The organism is Micromonospora sp. WMMD734, assembly GCF_049178975.1.
Classification (GTDB): domain Bacteria; phylum Actinomycetota; class Actinomycetes; order Mycobacteriales; family Micromonosporaceae; genus Micromonospora; species Micromonospora wenchangensis.
In genome coordinates this window covers 7,126,550-7,143,986 of record NZ_JBMHMK010000001.1, presented here as the reverse complement: position 1 = coordinate 7,143,986, position 17,437 = coordinate 7,126,550, and the positions used below count along the sequence as shown (strand labels likewise).

Annotated in this window: 29 protein-coding genes; 1 reads left to right on the top strand and 28 read right to left on the bottom strand. The window is 71.8% G+C overall.

The window, feature by feature from the left end; all coding sequences use genetic code 11:
• Positions 1–4: 4 nt before the first annotated feature.
• Genes ACN267_RS31405 through ACN267_RS31395 form a run of 3 tightly spaced genes read right to left on the bottom strand, consistent with a single transcriptional unit; the run spans position 5 to position 1,187 of the window.
• The gene (locus ACN267_RS31405; RefSeq protein WP_421490294.1) at positions 5–484 is read right to left on the bottom strand and encodes a hypothetical protein; all 480 of its coding nucleotides are present in this window, start codon (positions 482–484) and stop codon (positions 5–7) included.
• A 3-nt stretch (positions 485–487) separates the two neighbouring features.
• Positions 488–835 carry a hypothetical protein gene (locus ACN267_RS31400; protein ID WP_421490293.1) on the bottom strand — a complete coding sequence of 116 codons (348 nt, stop codon included), beginning with the start codon at positions 833–835 and terminating at the stop codon, positions 488–490.
• A gap of 13 nt (positions 836–848) precedes the next feature.
• The gene (locus ACN267_RS31395; RefSeq protein WP_421490292.1) at positions 849–1,187 is read right to left on the bottom strand and encodes a hypothetical protein; all 339 of its coding nucleotides are present in this window, start codon (positions 1,185–1,187) and stop codon (positions 849–851) included.
• Between the two features lie 77 nt (positions 1,188–1,264).
• On the opposite strand from ACN267_RS31395, the gene ACN267_RS31390 reads away from it, so the two are divergent.
• The gene (locus ACN267_RS31390) at positions 1,265–1,438 is read left to right on the top strand and encodes a hypothetical protein (RefSeq protein WP_421490291.1); all 174 of its coding nucleotides are present in this window, start codon (positions 1,265–1,267) and stop codon (positions 1,436–1,438) included.
• Here ACN267_RS31390 and gp17 read toward each other — a convergent pair.
• From gp17 to ACN267_RS31265, 25 genes are all read right to left on the bottom strand, one after another.
• Complete coding sequence (gene gp17, locus ACN267_RS31385) at positions 1,435–1,842, bottom strand: tail completion protein gp17 (RefSeq protein ID WP_421490290.1); 408 nt, start codon at positions 1,840–1,842, stop codon at positions 1,435–1,437. The two genes, ACN267_RS31390 and gp17, sit on opposite strands and share 4 nt — an antisense overlap.
• A complete protein-coding gene (locus ACN267_RS31380) occupies positions 1,839–2,231 on the bottom strand; it encodes a hypothetical protein (protein ID WP_421490289.1) in 393 nt (130 codons plus the stop codon). Before ACN267_RS31380 ends, gp17 begins: the two co-directional genes overlap by 4 nt.
• Positions 2,231–2,626 (bottom strand): DUF6093 family protein, encoded by a 396-nt coding sequence (locus tag ACN267_RS31375; protein ID WP_421490288.1) that lies wholly within the window; start codon positions 2,624–2,626, stop codon positions 2,231–2,233. Before ACN267_RS31375 ends, ACN267_RS31380 begins: the two co-directional genes overlap by 1 nt.
• Before the next feature lie 8 nt (positions 2,627–2,634).
• On the bottom strand, positions 2,635–3,741 hold the full coding sequence (locus tag ACN267_RS31370) for a hypothetical protein (protein ID WP_421490287.1): 1,107 nt from the start codon (positions 3,739–3,741) through the stop codon (positions 2,635–2,637).
• A gap of 51 nt (positions 3,742–3,792) precedes the next feature.
• Positions 3,793–4,221, bottom strand: coding sequence for a hypothetical protein (locus ACN267_RS31365; RefSeq protein ID WP_421490286.1), 429 nt, complete (start codon positions 4,219–4,221; stop codon positions 3,793–3,795).
• Positions 4,222–4,223: 2 nt separating this feature from the next.
• Complete coding sequence (locus ACN267_RS31360) at positions 4,224–4,610, bottom strand: hypothetical protein (protein WP_421490285.1); 387 nt, start codon at positions 4,608–4,610, stop codon at positions 4,224–4,226.
• Between the two features lie 64 nt (positions 4,611–4,674).
• Entirely contained in the window at positions 4,675–5,088 is a 414-nt protein-coding gene (locus tag ACN267_RS31355; RefSeq protein ID WP_421490284.1) for a hypothetical protein, read from the bottom strand.
• Positions 5,088–6,152 (bottom strand): major capsid protein, encoded by a 1,065-nt coding sequence (locus ACN267_RS31350; protein WP_421490283.1) that lies wholly within the window; start codon positions 6,150–6,152, stop codon positions 5,088–5,090. The genes ACN267_RS31355 and ACN267_RS31350 overlap by 1 nt, the downstream gene beginning before the upstream one ends.
• Positions 6,153–6,154: 2 nt before the next feature.
• Positions 6,155–6,877 carry a hypothetical protein gene (locus ACN267_RS31345; RefSeq protein ID WP_421490282.1) on the bottom strand — a complete coding sequence of 241 codons (723 nt, stop codon included), beginning with the start codon at positions 6,875–6,877 and terminating at the stop codon, positions 6,155–6,157.
• 59 nt (positions 6,878–6,936) lie between these two features.
• On the bottom strand, positions 6,937–7,695 hold the full coding sequence (locus tag ACN267_RS31340) for a hypothetical protein (protein WP_421490281.1): 759 nt from the start codon (positions 7,693–7,695) through the stop codon (positions 6,937–6,939).
• Positions 7,696–7,746: 51 nt separating this feature from the next.
• A complete protein-coding gene (locus tag ACN267_RS31335; protein ID WP_421490280.1) occupies positions 7,747–8,808 on the bottom strand; it encodes a hypothetical protein in 1,062 nt (353 codons plus the stop codon).
• Positions 8,795–10,201 carry a phage portal protein gene (locus ACN267_RS31330; protein WP_421490279.1) on the bottom strand — a complete coding sequence of 469 codons (1,407 nt, stop codon included), beginning with the start codon at positions 10,199–10,201 and terminating at the stop codon, positions 8,795–8,797. Before ACN267_RS31330 ends, ACN267_RS31335 begins: the two co-directional genes overlap by 14 nt.
• 15 nt (positions 10,202–10,216) lie before the next feature.
• Positions 10,217–10,798, bottom strand: coding sequence for a hypothetical protein (locus ACN267_RS31325; protein ID WP_421490278.1), 582 nt, complete (start codon positions 10,796–10,798; stop codon positions 10,217–10,219).
• On the bottom strand, positions 10,795–11,877 hold the full coding sequence (locus ACN267_RS31320) for a hypothetical protein (protein WP_421490277.1): 1,083 nt from the start codon (positions 11,875–11,877) through the stop codon (positions 10,795–10,797). Before ACN267_RS31320 ends, ACN267_RS31325 begins: the two co-directional genes overlap by 4 nt.
• Positions 11,861–12,097: a hypothetical protein gene (locus tag ACN267_RS31315; RefSeq protein WP_421490276.1), complete on the bottom strand. Its 237-nt coding sequence runs from the start codon at positions 12,095–12,097 to the stop codon at positions 11,861–11,863. The genes ACN267_RS31320 and ACN267_RS31315 overlap by 17 nt, the downstream gene beginning before the upstream one ends.
• 409 nt (positions 12,098–12,506) lie before the next feature.
• Positions 12,507–12,698, bottom strand: a complete 192-nt coding sequence (locus tag ACN267_RS31310) for a hypothetical protein (protein ID WP_421490275.1) — start codon at positions 12,696–12,698, stop codon at positions 12,507–12,509.
• A 523-nt stretch (positions 12,699–13,221) separates the two neighbouring features.
• A complete protein-coding gene (locus ACN267_RS31305; RefSeq protein ID WP_421490274.1) occupies positions 13,222–13,569 on the bottom strand; it encodes a hypothetical protein in 348 nt (115 codons plus the stop codon).
• A 37-nt stretch (positions 13,570–13,606) separates the two neighbouring features.
• The gene (locus ACN267_RS31300; RefSeq protein WP_421490273.1) at positions 13,607–14,626 is read right to left on the bottom strand and encodes a tyrosine-type recombinase/integrase; all 1,020 of its coding nucleotides are present in this window, start codon (positions 14,624–14,626) and stop codon (positions 13,607–13,609) included.
• Complete coding sequence (locus ACN267_RS31295; protein WP_421490272.1) at positions 14,623–14,817, bottom strand: hypothetical protein; 195 nt, start codon at positions 14,815–14,817, stop codon at positions 14,623–14,625. Before ACN267_RS31295 ends, ACN267_RS31300 begins: the two co-directional genes overlap by 4 nt.
• Before the next feature lie 87 nt (positions 14,818–14,904).
• Positions 14,905–15,030 carry a hypothetical protein gene (locus tag ACN267_RS31290; RefSeq protein WP_421490271.1) on the bottom strand — a complete coding sequence of 42 codons (126 nt, stop codon included), beginning with the start codon at positions 15,028–15,030 and terminating at the stop codon, positions 14,905–14,907.
• Positions 15,031–15,166: 136 nt separating this feature from the next.
• On the bottom strand, positions 15,167–15,517 hold the full coding sequence (locus tag ACN267_RS31285; RefSeq protein WP_421490270.1) for a hypothetical protein: 351 nt from the start codon (positions 15,515–15,517) through the stop codon (positions 15,167–15,169).
• Positions 15,518–15,548: 31 nt separating this feature from the next.
• Positions 15,549–16,208, bottom strand: a complete 660-nt coding sequence (locus ACN267_RS31280; protein WP_421490269.1) for a hypothetical protein — start codon at positions 16,206–16,208, stop codon at positions 15,549–15,551.
• Between the two features lie 9 nt (positions 16,209–16,217).
• Positions 16,218–16,439 (bottom strand): helix-turn-helix domain-containing protein, encoded by a 222-nt coding sequence (locus ACN267_RS31275; RefSeq protein WP_421490268.1) that lies wholly within the window; start codon positions 16,437–16,439, stop codon positions 16,218–16,220.
• On the bottom strand, positions 16,436–16,618 hold the full coding sequence (locus ACN267_RS31270; protein ID WP_421490267.1) for a hypothetical protein: 183 nt from the start codon (positions 16,616–16,618) through the stop codon (positions 16,436–16,438). Before ACN267_RS31270 ends, ACN267_RS31275 begins: the two co-directional genes overlap by 4 nt.
• Complete coding sequence (locus ACN267_RS31265) at positions 16,615–17,406, bottom strand: DNA-methyltransferase (RefSeq protein WP_421490266.1); 792 nt, start codon at positions 17,404–17,406, stop codon at positions 16,615–16,617. The genes ACN267_RS31270 and ACN267_RS31265 overlap by 4 nt, the downstream gene beginning before the upstream one ends.
• Between the last annotated feature and the right edge of the window lie 31 nt (positions 17,407–17,437).

Here is a 17,437-nt window from a genome sequence, read left to right as displayed (position 1 = left end):
TTGATCAGGCGACGGCGGCGCGCAGCGCCGGGCTGGCCGTGATCTTCAGGGGGATCTCGTACCGTTCCACCGTGTTCGGCTCCGGGTCGACCCGGGCCACCTCGCCGCACAGCGCCGGGTACACCTCGCACTTCTGCGCCGACGCCCACGCCGTGGACGCCGCCACCGACCGGCGGATCACCACGTAGCCGGCCGCGTCCCTCACGAGGGTGTCGAAGATGGTGTCCGTGCCGGACTGCTTCTTCAGCCGCAGCATGGTGCCGCTGAAGCTGGTGCGACCGTTGACGCTGGTCGAGAACGTGCTGTCCAGCGCCGACGTGTCCACGTCGGCCGTCTCCGGCCGGAACCCGGCCAGACCGTCGGCGGTCATCGTCGACTGGAGCAGCATGCCGGCGTTCAGCTCGGTCGTCGTCGGCGCGTTGATGTTCGCGATGGCCGGCACCCATGCGACCCGGGTCTTGCCATCAGCGGTGATGTCGGGCATCGGTCACTGCTCCTTCGAGGTGCTGGGGGCCTTGGTGGTGGTCTGCGGTGCGGTGCTCGCCGGCCCGACGGGCGGCGCGGTGACGTCGACCAGGTGGCCGTCGTGGAGCACGTCGACCGGCTCTGGCGGGGGCGACGGCTCCCAGCCCAGCGCCCGCCACTGCTCCAGGACGCCGGCCGCGAACTGGGCATGGCCGCCGTGGCCGCCGTGCCGCATCCACACCATGTCGTCGCCGGCCGGCTCGGTGGACTCGGCCCAGCCGATCGGGGTCCACCGGTCTCGTTCGTCGGTGCCGACGACGAGGGCCTTGTTGCCGTACCCGTCGGTCAGCCAGTAGTTCGTCTTCGGCATCGGGGTGGCCTCCTCAGACCCTCTTGAGTTCGTACGTGACACCGGTCAGCGCCCCGCTGAACGTGACCGTGGCGACGCCGGTGGACGGGTTGATCGCCGACAGCGGGATCAGCGTCTCGCGGACCCCCGTCGCCGGAGCGGCGAGCGTGGGCGGCGAGCCGGCGTTGCCGGACGGCGTCGCACCCGGGTCCAGGACGACCACGTTGGTGGCGGTGCCGGTGGTGATCACCCGCAACAGCACCCCGGCTGGGCCGAAGCTGGACGACGCGATCGTGTCGGAGGCGCTCGGAGTGATGGCGGCGGGCGTCGTGAGAGCCCCCGCGCTGACGGTCTGCGATGCCTGGAGCGCCATCGGCGCACCCCTCTCTGTGTGTCGTGATCCCGTCTCTGGGCATGGATCGATGGAGCCGGGCCGCTACGGTGCGCCGCATGAGTGAAGGTGTTCGGGCCGTCGTCGCCGTCGCGGCCGGCCTGGTGGTGTTCCGGCTGATGATGTTCATGGGCAGCACCACGTTCGACGTGGTCGTCTCGCTGGCACTCGGCCTGGCTGCCGCCTATGGCACGTGGGTGCTGACGCGACGCTGGGCGAAGCGGAAGCCCTAGGCAGGGACGCTCTCCAGCCGGTACACGTCGATCCGGTCCATCACCAGCGTGCCGGTGGACTCGTCGCGCTGCGGCGGCTGACCCTCCTCACGGCGAATCGGCCAGCACGCCCGGCCCGCCACCGTGGGCACCTGGTCCAGCAGTGCCGTGCGCACCCGGTCTCCGAGCGCCCTCGCCGCCGCCGCGTTGCCGCCAACGCTGTGCACGTAGGCCCGGAGCACGAACCGCTCCGAGCGTCCGTCCAGCGGCGTGCTGTCGACCAGTTCCGGGTCGGCGTCGGCGAAGTAGAGCAGCACGTACGGCGGCAGCACGTCCTTCGGCACCGACCCGTCGAGCACCCGCAGCGACCCGGGAGCCGCCGACAGCAGACCCAGGACCGCATCAGCGTGCGCCCGAACCGTCATCGCCCCTCCAGCAGCCGCACCGCGAGATCCTCCAGCGCCTTCTCGAACTTCGGCTTCTCCGCGTCGGCGGCCGGCGCCATGTGCGGGCGGGGCGCGTTCTTCACCGACCCGTACTCCAGCAGGTTCCCCAGCGCACCCTGCCGCTTGTCCTTGTCCGGGCCGATCTCCGCCACGAACGTCGGGCCCGCCAGCTCACGGGTGTCATACGAGATCGAGTACGGGTACGCCGGGGCGTGCTTCAACCCCTTCACCCTGGACTGGGCGTCCTTCTTGATCTGGAACGCGGCACGCTGCACCACCCCACGCACCCGATCCGGTGCCTGCACCAGCACCTCGTCCAGGTCGTGCTGCCACTTCTTCAGCTCGCCCGTCTCGATCCGCTCGCCCATCAGCTCGTCCGTTCCGTCACCCCGACCCGCCGCGCGGTCGCGTGGCTCTTGTGCGCCAGGTCCCGCACCAGGAACACCCGGCCCGGCAGGTCCGGGTCGTGGACCGACGCGGTGATCGTCACCTCGTCGCCCGCCTCCAAGCCCACCACCGACATCGGCAGGTGCACCTCCAGGCGCAACATCAGCTGGAAATCCTCGCCGACGTCTTCCTGCGCGGCCTGGGCGCTGGGCTGCTGCACCCGGCACTTCCCGGCGTACAGGTCCTCGTACGTGACGATGACGTTGCCGTCGTCGTCCGACTCGTCACTCTCACCCGGCCGTCGGCGGATCGTGCACGCGTCCACCATCAGCCGCTCGGCCGCCGCACGCCCCCGGGCCAGCACCGCCTCCAACACCGGACCTCCTACGGTCGGACCACCACACCGCTCGCCGGCCGGACCACCGTCCCGCCAGCAGCCCGCGCCACCACCCCGGTGTACGGGCGGGCCACCTGCTGGCCGCGTACGTGCGCGCCCGGAGACCCCGCCAGGATCGGCACCAGCAGTCCCTCCGGCTCCGACCCGGCCGACCATGCCGCCGCCGGCCCGCCGACCGACACAGGGACGCTCAGGCCGTCTGGGTCGGTCTCCGTCGACCAGCCGGTGGACGGCTCGCCGAGCACGACCGGGGCAGCCAGCCCATCCGGCGAAGCCGACACCGACCAGACCGCCGCAGGATCGCCCGCGGCCAACGGCACAGCCAGCCCGCCCGGGGTCGAGGAACCCGACCATGCCCCCTGCGGAGCACCCACCGCCACCGGCACGGCCAGACCATCCGGTGCGGACACCGCGGTGGCATCCGAAGTCGGGGAGCCGACCGCCGCCGGCACGCTGATCCCAGCCGGCGCGGTCGGGAACTCCGGGATCAGCGTGGGGTAGCCGGTGAGGGACCAGTCGACGTCGTCGATGACCACCACGAAGCCGTTCACACCCGACCGGACCGCCCCGGCCTGCGCCTTGTTGGTGCCGCCCGCGCCGATCGTGTTCAGGGTTGCCGTGCTGGTCCACGTCTCGGCGACCGAGCCACCCGAGTCCCAGATCCGCATCTCCAGCTGGCCGACCGTCGAGCTGAAGGCCAGCAGGCCGATCGCCGCGTCCACCCACTGGTCGGCGGTCAGTGTCACCGTGGACGACGCCAGCAGCACACCCGCCCCGGACCGCAGCTGCACCTTCCCGGACGCCACGATCCGCACGTCGCCGAGGAACGCCCCGCCCGAGTCGGTGACCACCAGGATGCGCATGCCGGTGGTGTCCGGAGGCAGCACCGGCATACGGACCCTGGTCCGGCCGAACACCTGGCCGGTCGACGCCGCCCCCAGCAGGGTGGTCCGCTCGGCGAAGCAGATCGCCCCGGCCGAGCCGGTGGTCAGTTGCAACGCCCGGGTGCCGCTGTACGGGTTGGTGCTGATGATCTGGGCGCCGCCGCCGGTCGGGCTGCTGATGAAGTCGAAGCCGGCCGCTGCGGCGGTCACCGCCCCCGTCGGTAGGCCCTCGAAGGTCGAGACCGCCACACTCGCCTCCGGTCAGCCGACCTTGAGGATCTTCGGGTTCGCCGCCGGCCACGTCAACGACACCGTCCCCGTGCCCGGCTTCACCGGCAGGCCCGTGCCCGTGTCGTACCAGGCGATGACCCGCTGCGCCGACGCCGCGACGTCCGCACCGCCAGTGACCGCGCTGGCCTGGAACAGCAGCCAGCCGTGGTCGGCGGTGCTGGCCGTCGCCGACACGCCCGTGTCGTCGGCGTCGAACACCCCACCGGTGACGGTCTTGTTGGCCAGCGCGGCAGAGGTGCCGTTGATGGTGCCGCCCGCACCGGTCACATCGCTCACGAACTTGTGGCTGGCCGAGAAGGTGTAGCCCCTGACCAGCGCCACCTTGATGACGGCCGTGTCCAGGTCGATCGTCGCGTCCAGCAGACCCTCCGTGAAGGGCGTGAAGTAGCCGTTCGCCATGGTCACCCCCTCCAGCAGTACCGGGCCGGCGGCGTGCCGGCCGGGCGGATCGTGAACGCACCCGACGCCCGGATGCCGGCCGCCGCGAGAACCTGCGCCCGCTCGGACTCGGTCAGCGCCGGACCGCCGATCACCTCGGCCGCGTACGTCACCGAGTAGTCGTCGATCTGCTCCGACCGGATGCCGGCCGGGTTGAGCAGCGTTCGCCGCGCCACCTCCAGGGCGACCGGCAGGAACGGCGACAGGTCGGTCAGGGCGTCGTAGCGGGCGGCACCCACCTCGGCGCGGATCAACGCCGTCGTCAGCGCACGGGCCAGTTCGGCGGACGCCTGGTCCAGGTCCTGCTGCATGTACGAGGCGAGCTGCTCCAGCGTGAACAGGTCAGCCACCGCTCACCCCTCCCCTGCGTGGTCCGGCCGGGCCGGGACGTGGCCACCCGGCCCGGCCGGAGTCTCACTCGGTCGGCACACCGGCCGCGTCGAGAGCCGCGATGATCGCGGGCCGCTTCGCATCCGACGGCACCTCGACGCCCTTGCCGGCCGCGTACGCCCGCCACGCCTCGGCGTCCGACCCCGGGCCGCCCTTCGGCGGCGGACCCTCGTCGCCCCGGCCCTGGCCGGCGTCCGGATCGGGGGCGGTCCCGTCCTGCTCGTCGCCGTCCAGCTCGGCGAGCTGCGCCAGCAGGCGGGCCCGCTTCTGCTCCCGGGACTCACCCGGCGCAGTCGGCGCCGGGCGGCCCGGCCCGTCGAGCAGGTGGTCGCCGACCAGGTCGGTCGCCCAGTCCGGCAGGGATCCACCGGCGGCCAGCAGCACCGGCTCGCCGGTCTCCGGGTGCCGGACCACCGTGTTGTCGATCAGCCGGCCCATCACAGCACCTTCACCGACATGATCAGGTCGGGGTCGGTGACGACCGGCATCGCGATGCCGGCGACCATCGTGCCCGTGTGGACCGGGTTCTCCGACTCCATCGCGACCGCCACCAGGCCCGGTGCGTTGTCCTCGCCCAGCGCCTGCGCGCGGACCAGCTTCTTCGCCTCCTCGGTCGTACCCCACTGGGTCTGACCGACCGGCATCCCACCCTCGTTGCCCGGCTCCTCCGGCAGGAAGACGATCCGGTCGTCCGGGATCTGCCGGCGCATCACACCGGTGTGGTCCGGGACCATCGTGTCGTCGATGATCAGCCGGGGCAGCTCCCGGTCGGTCAGCGCCTGCCGGACACTGCCCGCACCGATCGACGGCGGAGCACCGAGGAGGGTGCCGAAGATGTTCCGCAGGTCGGAGTCCTTGAGCATCACGTTCAGCACCCGCGTGCTGGTGATCATCACGCCCGGCATGACCTCGGACCCGGTGGTCGTCTTGTACACCGTCTTGTACGTGTCCAGCTGCCCGAAGATGTCCGGGCTGCCGGCGTTCCACAGGGTGCCGGCGGTGAAGTAGTGCTGCGCCGGGATACCGAAGTCCACCGAGCCGAGCTGGAGCCGGTTCTCCGGGGCCGTCGGCGTGCCGACGGTGACCTTGCCCGACCAGATCGCCTCACCCTGCGCCAGCATGATCCGCTGGAGGGCGCCCCGGGTCAGGGTCAGCAGGTCCTGGTCGAACACCTCGGCGATGGCGTCTTCGTCGCCGGCCGCCCGGGCCGCGTCGAGGAGCTGGGAGTCCTCTTCGAGGAGCCACAGGATGCCCGACAGGGGCAGCATCCGGCCGGTGACCTCGGTCATCTCCCCGCGGTCCATCGGCACCGCCGGGGTGTTCCACGGCCGGAACGGGATCGCCCTGCGCAGCGACCGCGCGGACCGGCGGAACAGGTACCGGTGGTCGCGGCGGGTCACCGACGGCAGCCACCGCTGCAGGATGCCCGCCGGGAACGGGATCTGACGGGCCGCGAGGGTCAGCTCCTCGGGGTCGGTCAGTTCGAGAGCCATGGTCGCCATGCTCAGGCACCCACCTTGTCGAAGTAGATGTTCGGGGCGAGTTCGACGCGGGCCTGCGCGTCGAAGCCACCGTTTGACGGCAGGAGGTCCTCGTACACGCGACCCCGGTAGTACAGGGCGGCGGCGACGTGCCGGCCCGCCCGGACCTGCTTGTCGCCGAGCAGGAAGCCCTTCGCCGTCTCGGTGCCGCCCGTGCCGAGGTCCGCGCCGCCCGCCGTGGTGGTCGTCGGTGTGACGGTCGGGCTGCTGCCGCCGGTCAGGCCGCCGGAGTTCGCGGTCATCTGCGCCACGTTGGTGTTGGCCAGCGTGCCCGTGAACGTCACCGTGATCGGGGTGCCCGGGTGGGCGCCGCCGGCGGTGGTGACGTTGCCCGCACCGATGTTGCTGAGCGCCTCCAGGGCGGTACGGACCTGCGCGGCGGTCGCGTTGTAGGGGATCGCTGCGGTGGTCTGCCCGCTGTAGGTCAGCGTGTAGGTGCCGCCCGTGGGGGTGCCCGTCACGGTGAGCGTCTGCACCTCCTCCGAGCTGCCGCCGTACGGCGCGTGCCGGCCGGTCGCGGTGACCAGCGCCAGGCACGCCCCGTCCGGGATGTTGCCGTCGGGGTACACGGCCAGGACCGCGTCCGCGTCGAGGGTGATGGGTGCACAGTCGACCGGGAACTCGCCGGCCCACGCGGGACCGCCGGCACGCCGGGTCGTCTTCGTCACCCCAAGATCGCTGTACATGGGTGTGATCCCTCATCTCTGGGTGGATGACCCCGACGGCGGTACGCCCCGGGGGTAGGTCAGGTGCTGGCGGGCTTGCGGATACCGAGCCGCTCCAGGCGCTTGCTGGCCCGGTCCGCCGGGGTGGGCTTCGCACCGCCCCGGGCACCCTGCGACGGGTCCGGCTTCGGCGGCTTGCGCTCCGGCTCGGCCGCCTTGGCCGCGAGGTACGGCTTGCGCTCCAGCAGGTCGTCGAGGGCCTCCGCGATCGCGTCACCGTCGATGCGGGTGCCGTCGAGGAAGTCGTCGACGCCGTGCTCACGCAGCAGCAACGCCGCCGCGTCGGCCGGATCGGCGAACCGCCTCGCCCTCGCCTCGATCTTGTCCAGCACGCGATCGTTCAGCGTCTCGCGCTGCGCCTCGGCGCGGGCCTCCCGGCGGATCTGCTCCGGGTCGACCTGGTCGTCCCCGCCGCCGTCGCCGGGCTTCTTCTTGGCCAGGAGCGCCTTGACCTCGTCGGGCGTCTTCACGCCCAGCTCCCGGGCCAGTGCGGTCCACGGGCGCAGGTCAGCGCGGGCCTTGTTGCGCTGGCCCTTCATCGTGTCGAGGGCCCGCTTCCCGGCGTCGCCCAGGTCGTCGGCGTCACCGCCGACCTGGGCGTCACCGTCGCCGTCGCCCGTGTCCCCGTCGTCGTCTCCGGTGCCGGAGTCGTCGTCGTCCGGGGCGCCGCCCCTGACGGGCCAGATCGGCTGGCCGTTGCGGCGCAGACCAATCGCGGTGAGTCCGGTGTACGGGTGGACGGGCATGTCCGGCCCGAGGGCCGGCAGGTGGATCCTCATCGTGACTCCGTTGCGGGGTCGGCCCCGACGCCTTGCGCGCCGGGGAAGTCTCTACAGCAGGTAGCCGAACCGCTTGAGCAGCCTGATCGCTTCCTGCCGGTCGTTCCCGGCGATCGCCAGGATCGACTCCGGCATCAGCCGGGGCGTCTTCGCCGACCGGTACCGCTGACCCTCCAGCTTCACCCCGGTCTGCTTCGCACCCAGCCGCACACCAGCCACGCCCCGGGTCGTCACACCCTCCGAGGTGATGAACAGCGGCCGGCCGTACACGTCGACCGCCTCCAGTCGGCCACGGTCCCGACCGCCGCGCAGCATCCGCGCCTCAGCCGCCGTGATCCGCGCCCCGGCCGGCGTCAGACCGCGAGCACCCTTGCGCGCGTTGACCACCTGGCCGATGTCCGCACCGAGGCGGATCGCCTCTGCGCCGGCCGCCGTGAACACCCGGTCCTGCTCCGCCCGGGACAGGCTGGCGAAGAACATCTTCGGGTCGGTGCGGATCTCCTCGGCGGTGTCCTCCCGCGCCGGCACGTGCACACAGTCACACCGTGGATGCCGGTCGAACCCCGCGTTGTACCGGTAGAACCGGCCCGCCAGGACCACGCACCGGGCACAGGACCGGCCCACCAGCATCCGCCGATACCCGGGCACATCCCGCACCACCATCGCCACCTGATCGGCGACCCGACCAGCGTCCGCGACCTGCGTCCGCACGATCATGTCCAGGTTCGCCGCCCCACCGGCCAGCGCCTGATTCACCGGCGCCCCCGCCTTGACACCGACCAGCGTGGTCACCACCGGCCGATACAGCAGGTCGCCCAGGTCCCGACCGTCCGACGCGACACCCGCCAGCGCCTGCGCCGACACCCGGCCCGCCGCCGCCGACGCGACACCTTGGGCGTCGAGCACCTCGTCGAGGTACCGGTCCGCGCGGCCGGCCACCGCCACCTGGGCGCCGGTCAGCAGCACCAGCAGCCGCGCCAGCGACCCCAGCCACGACTCGCCGATCCGCGTTGGGTCCACCAGGGCCCACAACCGGCCCGCTTCGGCGGCGACCGCCAGGGCCAGCCGGCGGCGGGCCGCAGCATGGTCCTGGGCGACCTCAACCGCCGACATTGGCGTCAGCCGGTACCGGCGGTGGCACGGTGCCGACCAGCTCGCGGGCGATGCCCGCCATCGGGTCAGCAGCCCGCTCAGCGTCCCGCAGCGCCTTCAGCTTCCTGCGTCGCACCGCCGAGTACCCCATGTCCTCCCAAGCCGCTTCGACCGGCAGCACGCCGGCCTGGACCAGCTTGACGGCAGCGTCCGCTTGCTGGGCGCGCGTCGGTGTCGCCGGGTCACGCCACAGCGTCTCCATCTGCGTCAGCTTCGGATCCCAGTCCCCGTCGATGATCCGACGGACCAGACGCATCGTGCGCTCCCACGCCCCGCCCGCCGTGCGCTGGAACCGCTCACACGTCTTGATCAGACGAGACTCGTCAGCGCGAATACCCTCCGCGCTCGGCGGGTTCGTCGTCGACTGCCCCAGGTACCGCATCGGCAGACCGGTCACACCGGCCACCAGCGAGGCGTAGTGGTCGACGATCGTCTTAAAGTTCGCCAGGTCGGCCGCCGTGAACTGGCCGACCTTCGCGTCCTTGTTCTGCAGCGCCCAGATCGCGCCGAAGTACGCCTCCCACGCAGCGAGCTGATTGCCGTCCTTGTCGACGAAGTCGCCCTTGCTGGCACCGAGCACATACCGCTGCGGAATCGCCATGATCTCCGTCGCGAGCTGCGCATTCGTCAACGCACGGGCCGCCGCGTCCGTCAGGTCGATGACCCGCTCCAACTGCGACCGACCCTCACGCCGCGCCAGCCGCGGCCGGTTCACGATCGGCACCACCGGCACCACACCAAGGCCGTGCTCGTCGCGGTCCACCTCCACCCAGCGCGCATTACGCCGCTCCAGCCACACCGTGCTGTCGGGCTGATACAACGTCGACCGGTGTACGCCGCCGTCCTGATACACCTTCGCCGCCGCCGACACCCGCCGTGTCCGCGGGGACAACTCCACCGTCACCTCGGTGGCCGACTCCACCGTCACCAGCGGCGTCGCGGGATCCCGATCACCGGCCTGCCCGTCCGCGTCCGGGGCATCCGGGGTGTCATCCCCGGAACCCACCACGACGAACGCCCGCCTCACCGCCAGCGCGTCCAGGTGGCCGAGCTGCGACTCCTCATCGAGGTCGTTCTCCTGCCACACCTGCCACAGCTCGGCGTCGGCCTCGTCGGCGCCCGGCAGCCGGAACCCCTCCAGGTCGAGACGCTCCTCGACGGCGTCCACGTAAGTTCCGGGCCAGTTCACGATCGTCAGGAACTGCCGCAACTCCGGTGGCACCGCCAAACCGAGCTGCTCGACCCGCTGCTCGCCGTCGTAGTAGGCGTTCAGCCGCCGGATCGGACGCTGCGCCCGCAGCAACTGCAAGGTCAGCCGGCCGAGGGTCTCCCGCTCTTCCTCGCTGAGCGCCACGGAACCCCCTCCAGCTCATCGGAACACGATCACCCGGTTGTCCTGCGGCTCATCCGTCCACCCCGCCGCCCGGTGCACCGCCGCCGCCTCGTGCGCCAGCACGCTGGCCATCGCCGCGTCGATCTTCTGGTGCTCCGTCGGCTTGCCAAGGATGTACTTCTGACCCGGCTTCGCGACCTTCCGCGCATTCGCCACGTGCACGGCGGTGATCGGGCACCCGTCGTGGGTGATCGCCCCCGTCGTCAGGTCCGTCAGGAACCGCTTCAACGCCTCGTGCATCTGCGTGATCCGGTTCGTCGACCACTCCGCGACGTGCTCCGCGCCGTAGCGCAGCGCCCAGTCGCCGATCTCCGAGCGCCAGTCCTGCGGGTCGCAGTACGCCATCCGTACCTGGTAGGTGTCGAACAGCTCGTCGACCGCCGCATGCACCTCACCGCGGGGAATCTGGCCGCCCCACTGCGCCGGATCCCAGATCGTCGGCCGCCGGTCCGGCCCGTACGTCGGGGTGAACTGGAAGCCGTCCAGTCGCTCGGCTCGGATCGCCGTCCAGTCCGACGACTCCGACCCGTCGAAGCCGAGGCAGACCGACTGCTTCACGGCGCAACCTTCCTCGACTCCCACAGCCCTTCCGGCAGCCACGAGCCGGCCGCGTAGACGATCCGGTTGCCGTAGAACCGCTCCGCCTGGGCCGGGTCGGTCTCCATCAACTCCGCCGCCTCAGCCTCGATACCGTGCCGGTCAGCGTGTGGCGAACCCGCGTAGTTGAAGGCGTGGATCTTCGCCCGGTCCGCCTTCAGCCGGTACTTCAGCTCCGTCGGCGGCGGCTCGTAGAACTTGAAGATGTCGCGCCGCGTCGACTCGAACGTCCGCTGCGCCACCGAGTTCTCCGCCGGGTTGAAACAGTTCGTCGTCTCCACGCTCCGGCCACCCATCGCCGCCGCGCCCCGCCGCATCGTCTCCGCCACCTTGATCAGCTTGTTCGTGGCGTTGTACAGCTGCGTCTCATCCTGCAGGCAGAACGTGATCGGGTTACCCAACCGCGACTGCGCCGAGCTGGTCACCACGTCGATGCGGTTCAGGTCCGGGTCGCCGTCTTCACCCAGCAGCCGGATGAACCCCTCGCGGACCTTCATCCGGTCCCGCAGCCGCTCACCGCGGGCCATCGCCTGCAGCGGCCGGTACACGTTGTCGACCTGGTCCTCAGAGGTGGCCAGCAATTGGATCAGCGGCGTCGGCCACGGCATCCCCATGGGCTCGCCCGGCCGGTACCGGTACACCCAGCCGCAACCGCAGCCATGTTCCGCGCACACGAACCGATCGTCATCGCCCGCCCAGTCGAAGAACAGCACCGGCGCGAGCGCCTCCGCGCACACCAGCGCCGCCGACCAGGGACCTTTGCCGGTCTTCTGCGGGGCGATGACCTGCGAGCGCCGGAAGTGGAACGCCTCCGACCGGACCGGGATCGCGTCCGGGTCGCCAGCGAGGAACGCCTCGTCCTGGCGTGCCTGCGGGCGCACCCGGTAGTGGTTCGCGGTGATCCACAGCTGCCACTCGTACATCCGGAACGGCCGGCCCTTGCGGAAGCCATCCGGGATGATGCAGTGCTTCTCGATCCAGGCCGGTACCACCCACAGCGTGGGGAAGTCGACGACGTACTGGTCAGCCGCCGGCCGCATTCGGAACGACCCTCAGGCGCCCGCGCACGTCATCGGCCGGCTCGACCGGCACATCGGCCCGCTTCTCCGCGAGCTGGTCCGCCGCGATCGCCCAGCCGTTCTCCTTCAGCCCCGCCGGGGTCAGCCCGATCTGGTCGGCGAACCGGTGCAGTGCGTTCTTGTCCGCCGCCGTGGCCTTCGCGCTCTCGCAGATCACCGACGTGCGCACCCACATCGCCACCGCCTGCCACCGCCACGGCTCCCGCGACCACGCGCATGCCTGGGGCGTCGACCACGCCCACCGCCACAGCTCCTGCTCTCGCGCCTTCGGCCGGGGCAGCGGGAACGGCGGCACCTCGCCGGCGTAACCCTCCGACGGCAGAGCGGTCAGCTTCAGCCCTCGCCGGTCACTGCGGCCCGACAGCGGATCCGGCGGTGGACCCGAACGGTTACGCGCACCACCACGAGACATGTCGATCACTCCTCAGCCGCCTTGCGCGGCATCGGTCGGCAGTCACCTTGCGTGACCGCCACTAGCCAATCTGGACGTCTGAACCCTCCGCGACATTCGGCCACCTCCCCGGCGGTCCTCTGACCTGGGGGTCCGTGGGGGTCACCCCCCACCCCTGGTGACGCTGCGTGACATTCGTTCAGGCCATGGAGTCGCGCAGGTCGTCGGCGCGCTTGTGCAGGTTGGTCCACAGCTCACGCCGCACTGCTTCGTCGCCTTCAGCCCACCGGTCGCGCATCCGGTCGGCGGCCACGAGCAGGTCACGTATCGCCCTGAACCGGCGGGTGGTGAGGACCAAGCGGCGGTGGATTCCACCAGCATGCAGCTTCATCGGGCGTTCCATCCTCCGGGCTGGTGGCGTGCGGTCTCTCTGCCGTGGCAGGACGTGCACAGCGGGCGGAGCCGTTGGTCGGCGTCGGGGTCGGTGACGCCCTGGGCGACGAGGTCGCGGCGGCTGACGGGGTGGTGGTCGGCGACGGTGGCCTTGGCGGGGCACAGCCGACACGTCGGGTGGCGGCGGAGGTAGGCGGCTCGGTGTCGGGCCCAGGTCGGGCCGTATCCGCGCTGGGCGCTGCTGCCTCGCTGCTGGTCTGCCTCGCGTCTGTGCGTGCCGCATCGGCCGCCGGGGGTGAGGTTGGGGCAGCCTGGCCTGGAGCAGACCTTGAGTGCGCGCGGCACGGTTCACCTCCGTCGGGTGTGCGGGCCGGGCACCGCCGCCAGTGCCCGGCCCGCTCTCCCCGCGCCCCTGCGTCCCGTCCCCGGACACACGACAGCCCGGCGGGACCTGGGGGGTCGACCTGCCGGGCTGTGGGCACACCTCGCCTACGAGGTGGATGTGACAGATGATCGCGCGGTCAGGCAACCTGCGTCAACTCGCCGCGCTTGAGGCCGGTGGGGCTGGTGCTGGTGAGCATCTCGACCCGGGCGGCGTCGGCGTACCGGTACCAGGTGGTGCCGCGTCCCCGGCCGGGCAGGTGGTGGCCGGGGAGTTGGCCTGACAGCCGGCCGGGGCGGCGGGAGCGGTAGGCCCACCGGCGGATCAGGGCGGCGTCGACGTCCACCCCAAGGCGGTGGGCGATCTGGGCGGCGGTGCCGTACTCGTCGCCGTCGTGGTGGATCAGCGGGGTGTCGCCGGGGCAGCGGCCGGTGGGGGCGAGGACCGATCCGCAGTGGTGGCAGAGGCTGGTCACCTGGTCGTCCATGGTCCGAGTCTCCCTCACTGGTCGAGCAGTCCGGTGGTCACAGGCCGATGCCGGCGGCGGGGTTCTTGCGCCACCGGTCGACTTCTTCGAGGTACCCGAACAGGGCCGCGCTGCCCTCTTTCCAGCCGCCGTGGCGTGCGATGCGGACGAGGTCGGCGTCGGGTGCGGCGTAGGCGGCGGTGGCGAACCCGCGCCGCAGCGAGTGGCCGCTGAACGCCTGGGCGGCGTCGAGGCCTGCGGCGACGGCAGCCCTCCGGATGATGGCGGCGACTGTCTCGCCGGTGATCCGGCCGTCGGTGTCGCCTCGGCCGGTGGCGACGTGCCCGAGGCGGCCGTGCCGGTCGATGCGGACGAACAGTGGTCCGGTGTCGCGGCCGTGGTGGGCGAGCGCGGTGCGCCACTGTTCGACGGCGCGGACGGGGCAGGTGGCGAGGTTGGAGCCGTACGGGACGGCGACGATGCGGCCGTGGCCGTCCTTGTCGGTCTTGGAGATGCGGACGGTGACCTGGAGGCCTTCGGCGTGGGGTTCGAGGTCGGTGAGGTTGAGGGCGGCCAACTCCGACCGGCGGGCGGCCATGGCGAAGCCGAGGACGATGACGGCCCGGTCGCGGACGCCGGTGAGGGTGTCGGGGTCGAGGGTGGCGACCATGGCCCGCAGGGCGGTGAGGGTCATCGCAGGGGCCTTGCGGGGTGCGCGGCCGGCCTGGGCGTGGCGCTTGCGGTAGCCGCGCAGCACCTCGCGGGCGCCGCGCCGGTCGGGTTCGCCGTGGCCGGCGGTGACGTGGGCCTTGGTGATGGCGGCGAGCGCTTTGCCGATGGACGACGGGGCGAGGTCCCGGTCGGCGAGGTGGCCGGCGTACTCGGCGAGCGTTTCGGCGGTGGCCGGCAGCGGGGTGCGCTGCTGGGCGGAGCACCACCGGGTGAAGCGGGTCCACTCGTCGCGGTAGGCGCGGCGGGTGCTGGCGGGGGTGGCTGCGTCGATGAGGGCCCAGGTGCTGGCGGACACCTCGGTGTCGCGGACGGCCGGTGCCCGGTCGACGGGCGTCAGGTCGGTCACCGTTCGGTCCTCTTCCACTTCCGGATGTTGGCCAGAGGGTACGAGCCCATGTGCGTCTCGGGGGCGTACTCGCCGTTCTTCTGGAACAGGTGCAGGACCCCGTCGCTGATGTACTCCCGGGTCGCCATCGAGACGGTCTCTTGCTCGCCGTCGACGAACTCAATCGCTACGTCGCGGAACTCGAACCGCATGTCGATCAGCCTTTCTGGTTCGTGAGAATGTCAGTTACCGCGATTCAGGGCGTGGGGCTTGTTGATCACACCCATTTGTGACGGGTATCAGGTGCCGGGCGGCGGGGTGAGCGCCCGCTCCAGGGCGGCCACGCACGCGCGGCCCTCCGGGCTGGTGCGCCAGCAGGGCTCGAAGGCGGCGGCACGGAGCCGGTCGAGGTACGGAGAGATCACCGGTACGCATCCCCAGACGTACGGGGACCGCCTGCGTCGGGTGAGCCGGTGGCGGAGGCTGCGCGTCATGGTCGGTCCTATCGGGTTGTCCGGCCCGTGACGCGAGGCGACCCCACGCCACGGGCCGGGGATCGAATCAGGCGGTCCGGCGGTCGATCGCCTCGACCCACGCCACCGCGACGGCGGCGACCTGGAGCAACTCCTCGCGGAGCGCTGCGGTGTCGGTCTCCGCCAGTGCCTCCGTGACTTCTTCGCCGAGGATGTGCCGCCAGGTGACACGGTCGTTCAGGGCGGCGTACTGGCACGCGTTGCGAGCGATGCGGGCGTCCTCCGCGTAGTCCCGGCCGGTGCCGTCGGGGTGGTTCTGCTCGCCCCACTTCGCGTCCTGGCGGCTGCGCTCGCGGGCAATCTCGTAGAGGACACCGCCGGTGCGGTCGGTTCGCTCGATGTCCTGGTCGACGGCGGTCGGTGGGTTGAGGTAGCTCATCGTGGGTCTCCTCCGGGTCGGTCGGGTCGGGTCAGTTGTTCGGGCTGGCGGGTGCGGCCCCCGCGACCGCACCGAGCACCACGGCGCGGGGCCAGATGTGCGGCACGCCCTCGACGGCGCCTTCCATCTCGCAGGGGCACCCGGCACCGGTGCACAGTCGGCCGGTGGCGCAGACGACGGTCCACGCCTCGACGGGCCCGGCGGTCTGGACGACGAGTTGCCGCTCGCCGCAGTGCGGGCAGGCGGCACTGGGCAAGGGTTCGCGGTAGGCCGGCAGGTCGAGCCAGCCTCGGACGAGCGCGTCCTCGTCGACCAGGTGGCGCGCGAGGACGGCCGCCGTGGCGGGCAGCATCGCCGGGATGGCGTGGCGGATGCGGGCGAGCGTGTGGGTCTGGGCGATGCCGAACATGCGGGCGATCCCGTTGAGACGGCTGTCGGCGATCTCCCACCGGGTGGCCCAGGTGACGGCTCGGACGGGTGGCTCTTCGACGGCCAGGCGACCGCTGACGGGGTCGGCGTGGCCGCCGATGGCGTGGCGGGTGCCGTAGGCGGGGGACGAGATCGGGGCGGCGGGGAGCTGCTCGGCCCAGACGTTGCGGGCGGCTTCGTCGCGGGCGAGGGCGGCGAGGTGGTGTCGGGCCAGCCGGAGGGATTCCAGGGCGGCGGTGGCGTGCAGGTGGTGCGGGGTCAACGGGGCTCCTCAGACGCGGTTGAGGGGGTTGCGGATGAAGCGGTGGAGACGGTCGGCGGCGTAGTGCGGGCCGACGATGGCGGCGAGGACTGGGGCGGTCGGGTAGTAGACGCGCTGGTGACCGAGGACGCGGTGGCTGGCGATGCCGTGTCGCCGGCACCAGCCGCGGACGGTTTCGGGGCTGATGCCGGCGATGGCGGCGACCTGGGCGGTGGTGAGGAGCTCGATCACCGGGTCCTCCGGCGGGGCAGGTGCGGGATGGTGGAGCCGAGCCACGCGGCGGCGACCGCGACGAGGACGGCGGCACCGTCGTGGGTCCAGGCGTCGGCGGCTGCGGCGAGTGCGAGGGTGCCGGCCACCCCCGCCACCAGTGCGGTGGCGAGGGCGGCCAGCAGACGACGGCGGGTCACGCGGACGCTCCGAACGGAAGGGCATCCTGCGCGAGCCGGCGGGCGATGCGCTCGCAGTACGCCTCGTCGGCCTCGACGAGGACAGCGCGGCGGCCAACCTTCCGGGCTGCCTCGGCGGTCGACCCGGACCCGGCAAACGGGTCAAGCACCGTGCCGCCGGGCGGACAGGCGTACTCGATCAGCGGGGTCAGGACGCCCGTCGGCTTCTCCGTGGGATGGGTGCTGCGCCCCTGCATGTTGGGTGCGGTGATGACGGAGAGGGCGTAGCGGGTTCCGTCGTCTGTCCATGTGCCGGTGGGTTTCCAGGTGTAGATGTCGTTGCGGCCGGCGCGAATGGAGTCGGCGCGGTGGACGACGGGGCGGGTCACTGGCGGGCGGGTGCTGGGGACGCGGGGTGTCTGGTGGTGGATGTCGCGCCACTGGCCGCGATACCAGTGGGTGGCGATCTCGTGGGAGCGGCGGAACCGGTCGGCTTGCACGCCGGTACCGGAGCCCTTGGACCAGATGACGTCTTGCGACATGCGCCAGCCTGCGGCGGTGAGTTCGGCGGCACGGTCGAGGAAGGTGCGCATTGTGCCGAAGCACCACATGGAGCGGGTGATGGTGGCGGCGGTGGTGGGCCAGTCGGCGGGCCACGTGTCCCAGGTGCAGGTGCCGCTGGTGTGCATGAGCCCGTAGGGCGGGTCAGTGACGATGCAGTCGGCAGCAGCAATGTCGAGGTTGGGGAGGATAGCGCGCATGTCGCCGTGGTAGAGCGTCACTGTGTCGTCGGCGTAGTAGGGCGTCATCGGTTCCTCCAGCGGAGCAGTGCGGCGGCGG

What these genes read in the sequence shown, in the direction of transcription:
- ACN267_RS31400 (WP_421490293.1), bottom strand. Translation starts at nt 835, where the DNA reads ATGCCGAAGACGAACTACTGGCTGACCGACGGGTACGGCAACAAGGCC.
- ACN267_RS31395 (WP_421490292.1), bottom strand. Translation starts at nt 1,187, where the DNA reads ATGGCGCTCCAGGCATCGCAGACCGTCAGCGCGGGGGCTCTCACGACG.
- ACN267_RS31340 (WP_421490281.1), bottom strand. Translation starts at nt 7,695, where the DNA reads ATGAGGATCCACCTGCCGGCCCTCGGGCCGGACATGCCCGTCCACCCG.
- ACN267_RS31390 (WP_421490291.1), top strand. Translation starts at nt 1,265, where the DNA reads ATGAGTGAAGGTGTTCGGGCCGTCGTCGCCGTCGCGGCCGGCCTGGTG.
- ACN267_RS31305 (WP_421490274.1), bottom strand. Translation starts at nt 13,569, where the DNA reads ATGGACGACCAGGTGACCAGCCTCTGCCACCACTGCGGATCGGTCCTC.
- ACN267_RS31285 (WP_421490270.1), bottom strand. Translation starts at nt 15,517, where the DNA reads ATGAGCTACCTCAACCCACCGACCGCCGTCGACCAGGACATCGAGCGA.
- ACN267_RS31380 (WP_421490289.1), bottom strand. Translation starts at nt 2,231, where the DNA reads ATGGGCGAGCGGATCGAGACGGGCGAGCTGAAGAAGTGGCAGCACGAC.
- ACN267_RS31405 (WP_421490294.1), bottom strand. Translation starts at nt 484, where the DNA reads ATGCCCGACATCACCGCTGATGGCAAGACCCGGGTCGCATGGGTGCCG.
- ACN267_RS31265 (WP_421490266.1), bottom strand. Translation starts at nt 17,406, where the DNA reads ATGACGCCCTACTACGCCGACGACACAGTGACGCTCTACCACGGCGAC.
- ACN267_RS31335 (WP_421490280.1), bottom strand. Translation starts at nt 8,808, where the DNA reads ATGTCGGCGGTTGAGGTCGCCCAGGACCATGCTGCGGCCCGCCGCCGG.
- ACN267_RS31350 (WP_421490283.1), bottom strand. Translation starts at nt 6,152, where the DNA reads ATGGCGACCATGGCTCTCGAACTGACCGACCCCGAGGAGCTGACCCTC.
- ACN267_RS31345 (WP_421490282.1), bottom strand. Translation starts at nt 6,877, where the DNA reads ATGTACAGCGATCTTGGGGTGACGAAGACGACCCGGCGTGCCGGCGGT.
- ACN267_RS31295 (WP_421490272.1), bottom strand. Translation starts at nt 14,817, where the DNA reads ATGCGGTTCGAGTTCCGCGACGTAGCGATTGAGTTCGTCGACGGCGAG.
- ACN267_RS31355 (WP_421490284.1), bottom strand. Translation starts at nt 5,088, where the DNA reads ATGGGCCGGCTGATCGACAACACGGTGGTCCGGCACCCGGAGACCGGC.
- ACN267_RS31320 (WP_421490277.1), bottom strand. Translation starts at nt 11,877, where the DNA reads ATGCGGCCGGCGGCTGACCAGTACGTCGTCGACTTCCCCACGCTGTGG.
- gp17 (WP_421490290.1), bottom strand. Translation starts at nt 1,842, where the DNA reads ATGACGGTTCGGGCGCACGCTGATGCGGTCCTGGGTCTGCTGTCGGCG.
- ACN267_RS31365 (WP_421490286.1), bottom strand. Translation starts at nt 4,221, where the DNA reads ATGGCGAACGGCTACTTCACGCCCTTCACGGAGGGTCTGCTGGACGCG.
- ACN267_RS31310 (WP_421490275.1), bottom strand. Translation starts at nt 12,698, where the DNA reads ATGAAGCTGCATGCTGGTGGAATCCACCGCCGCTTGGTCCTCACCACC.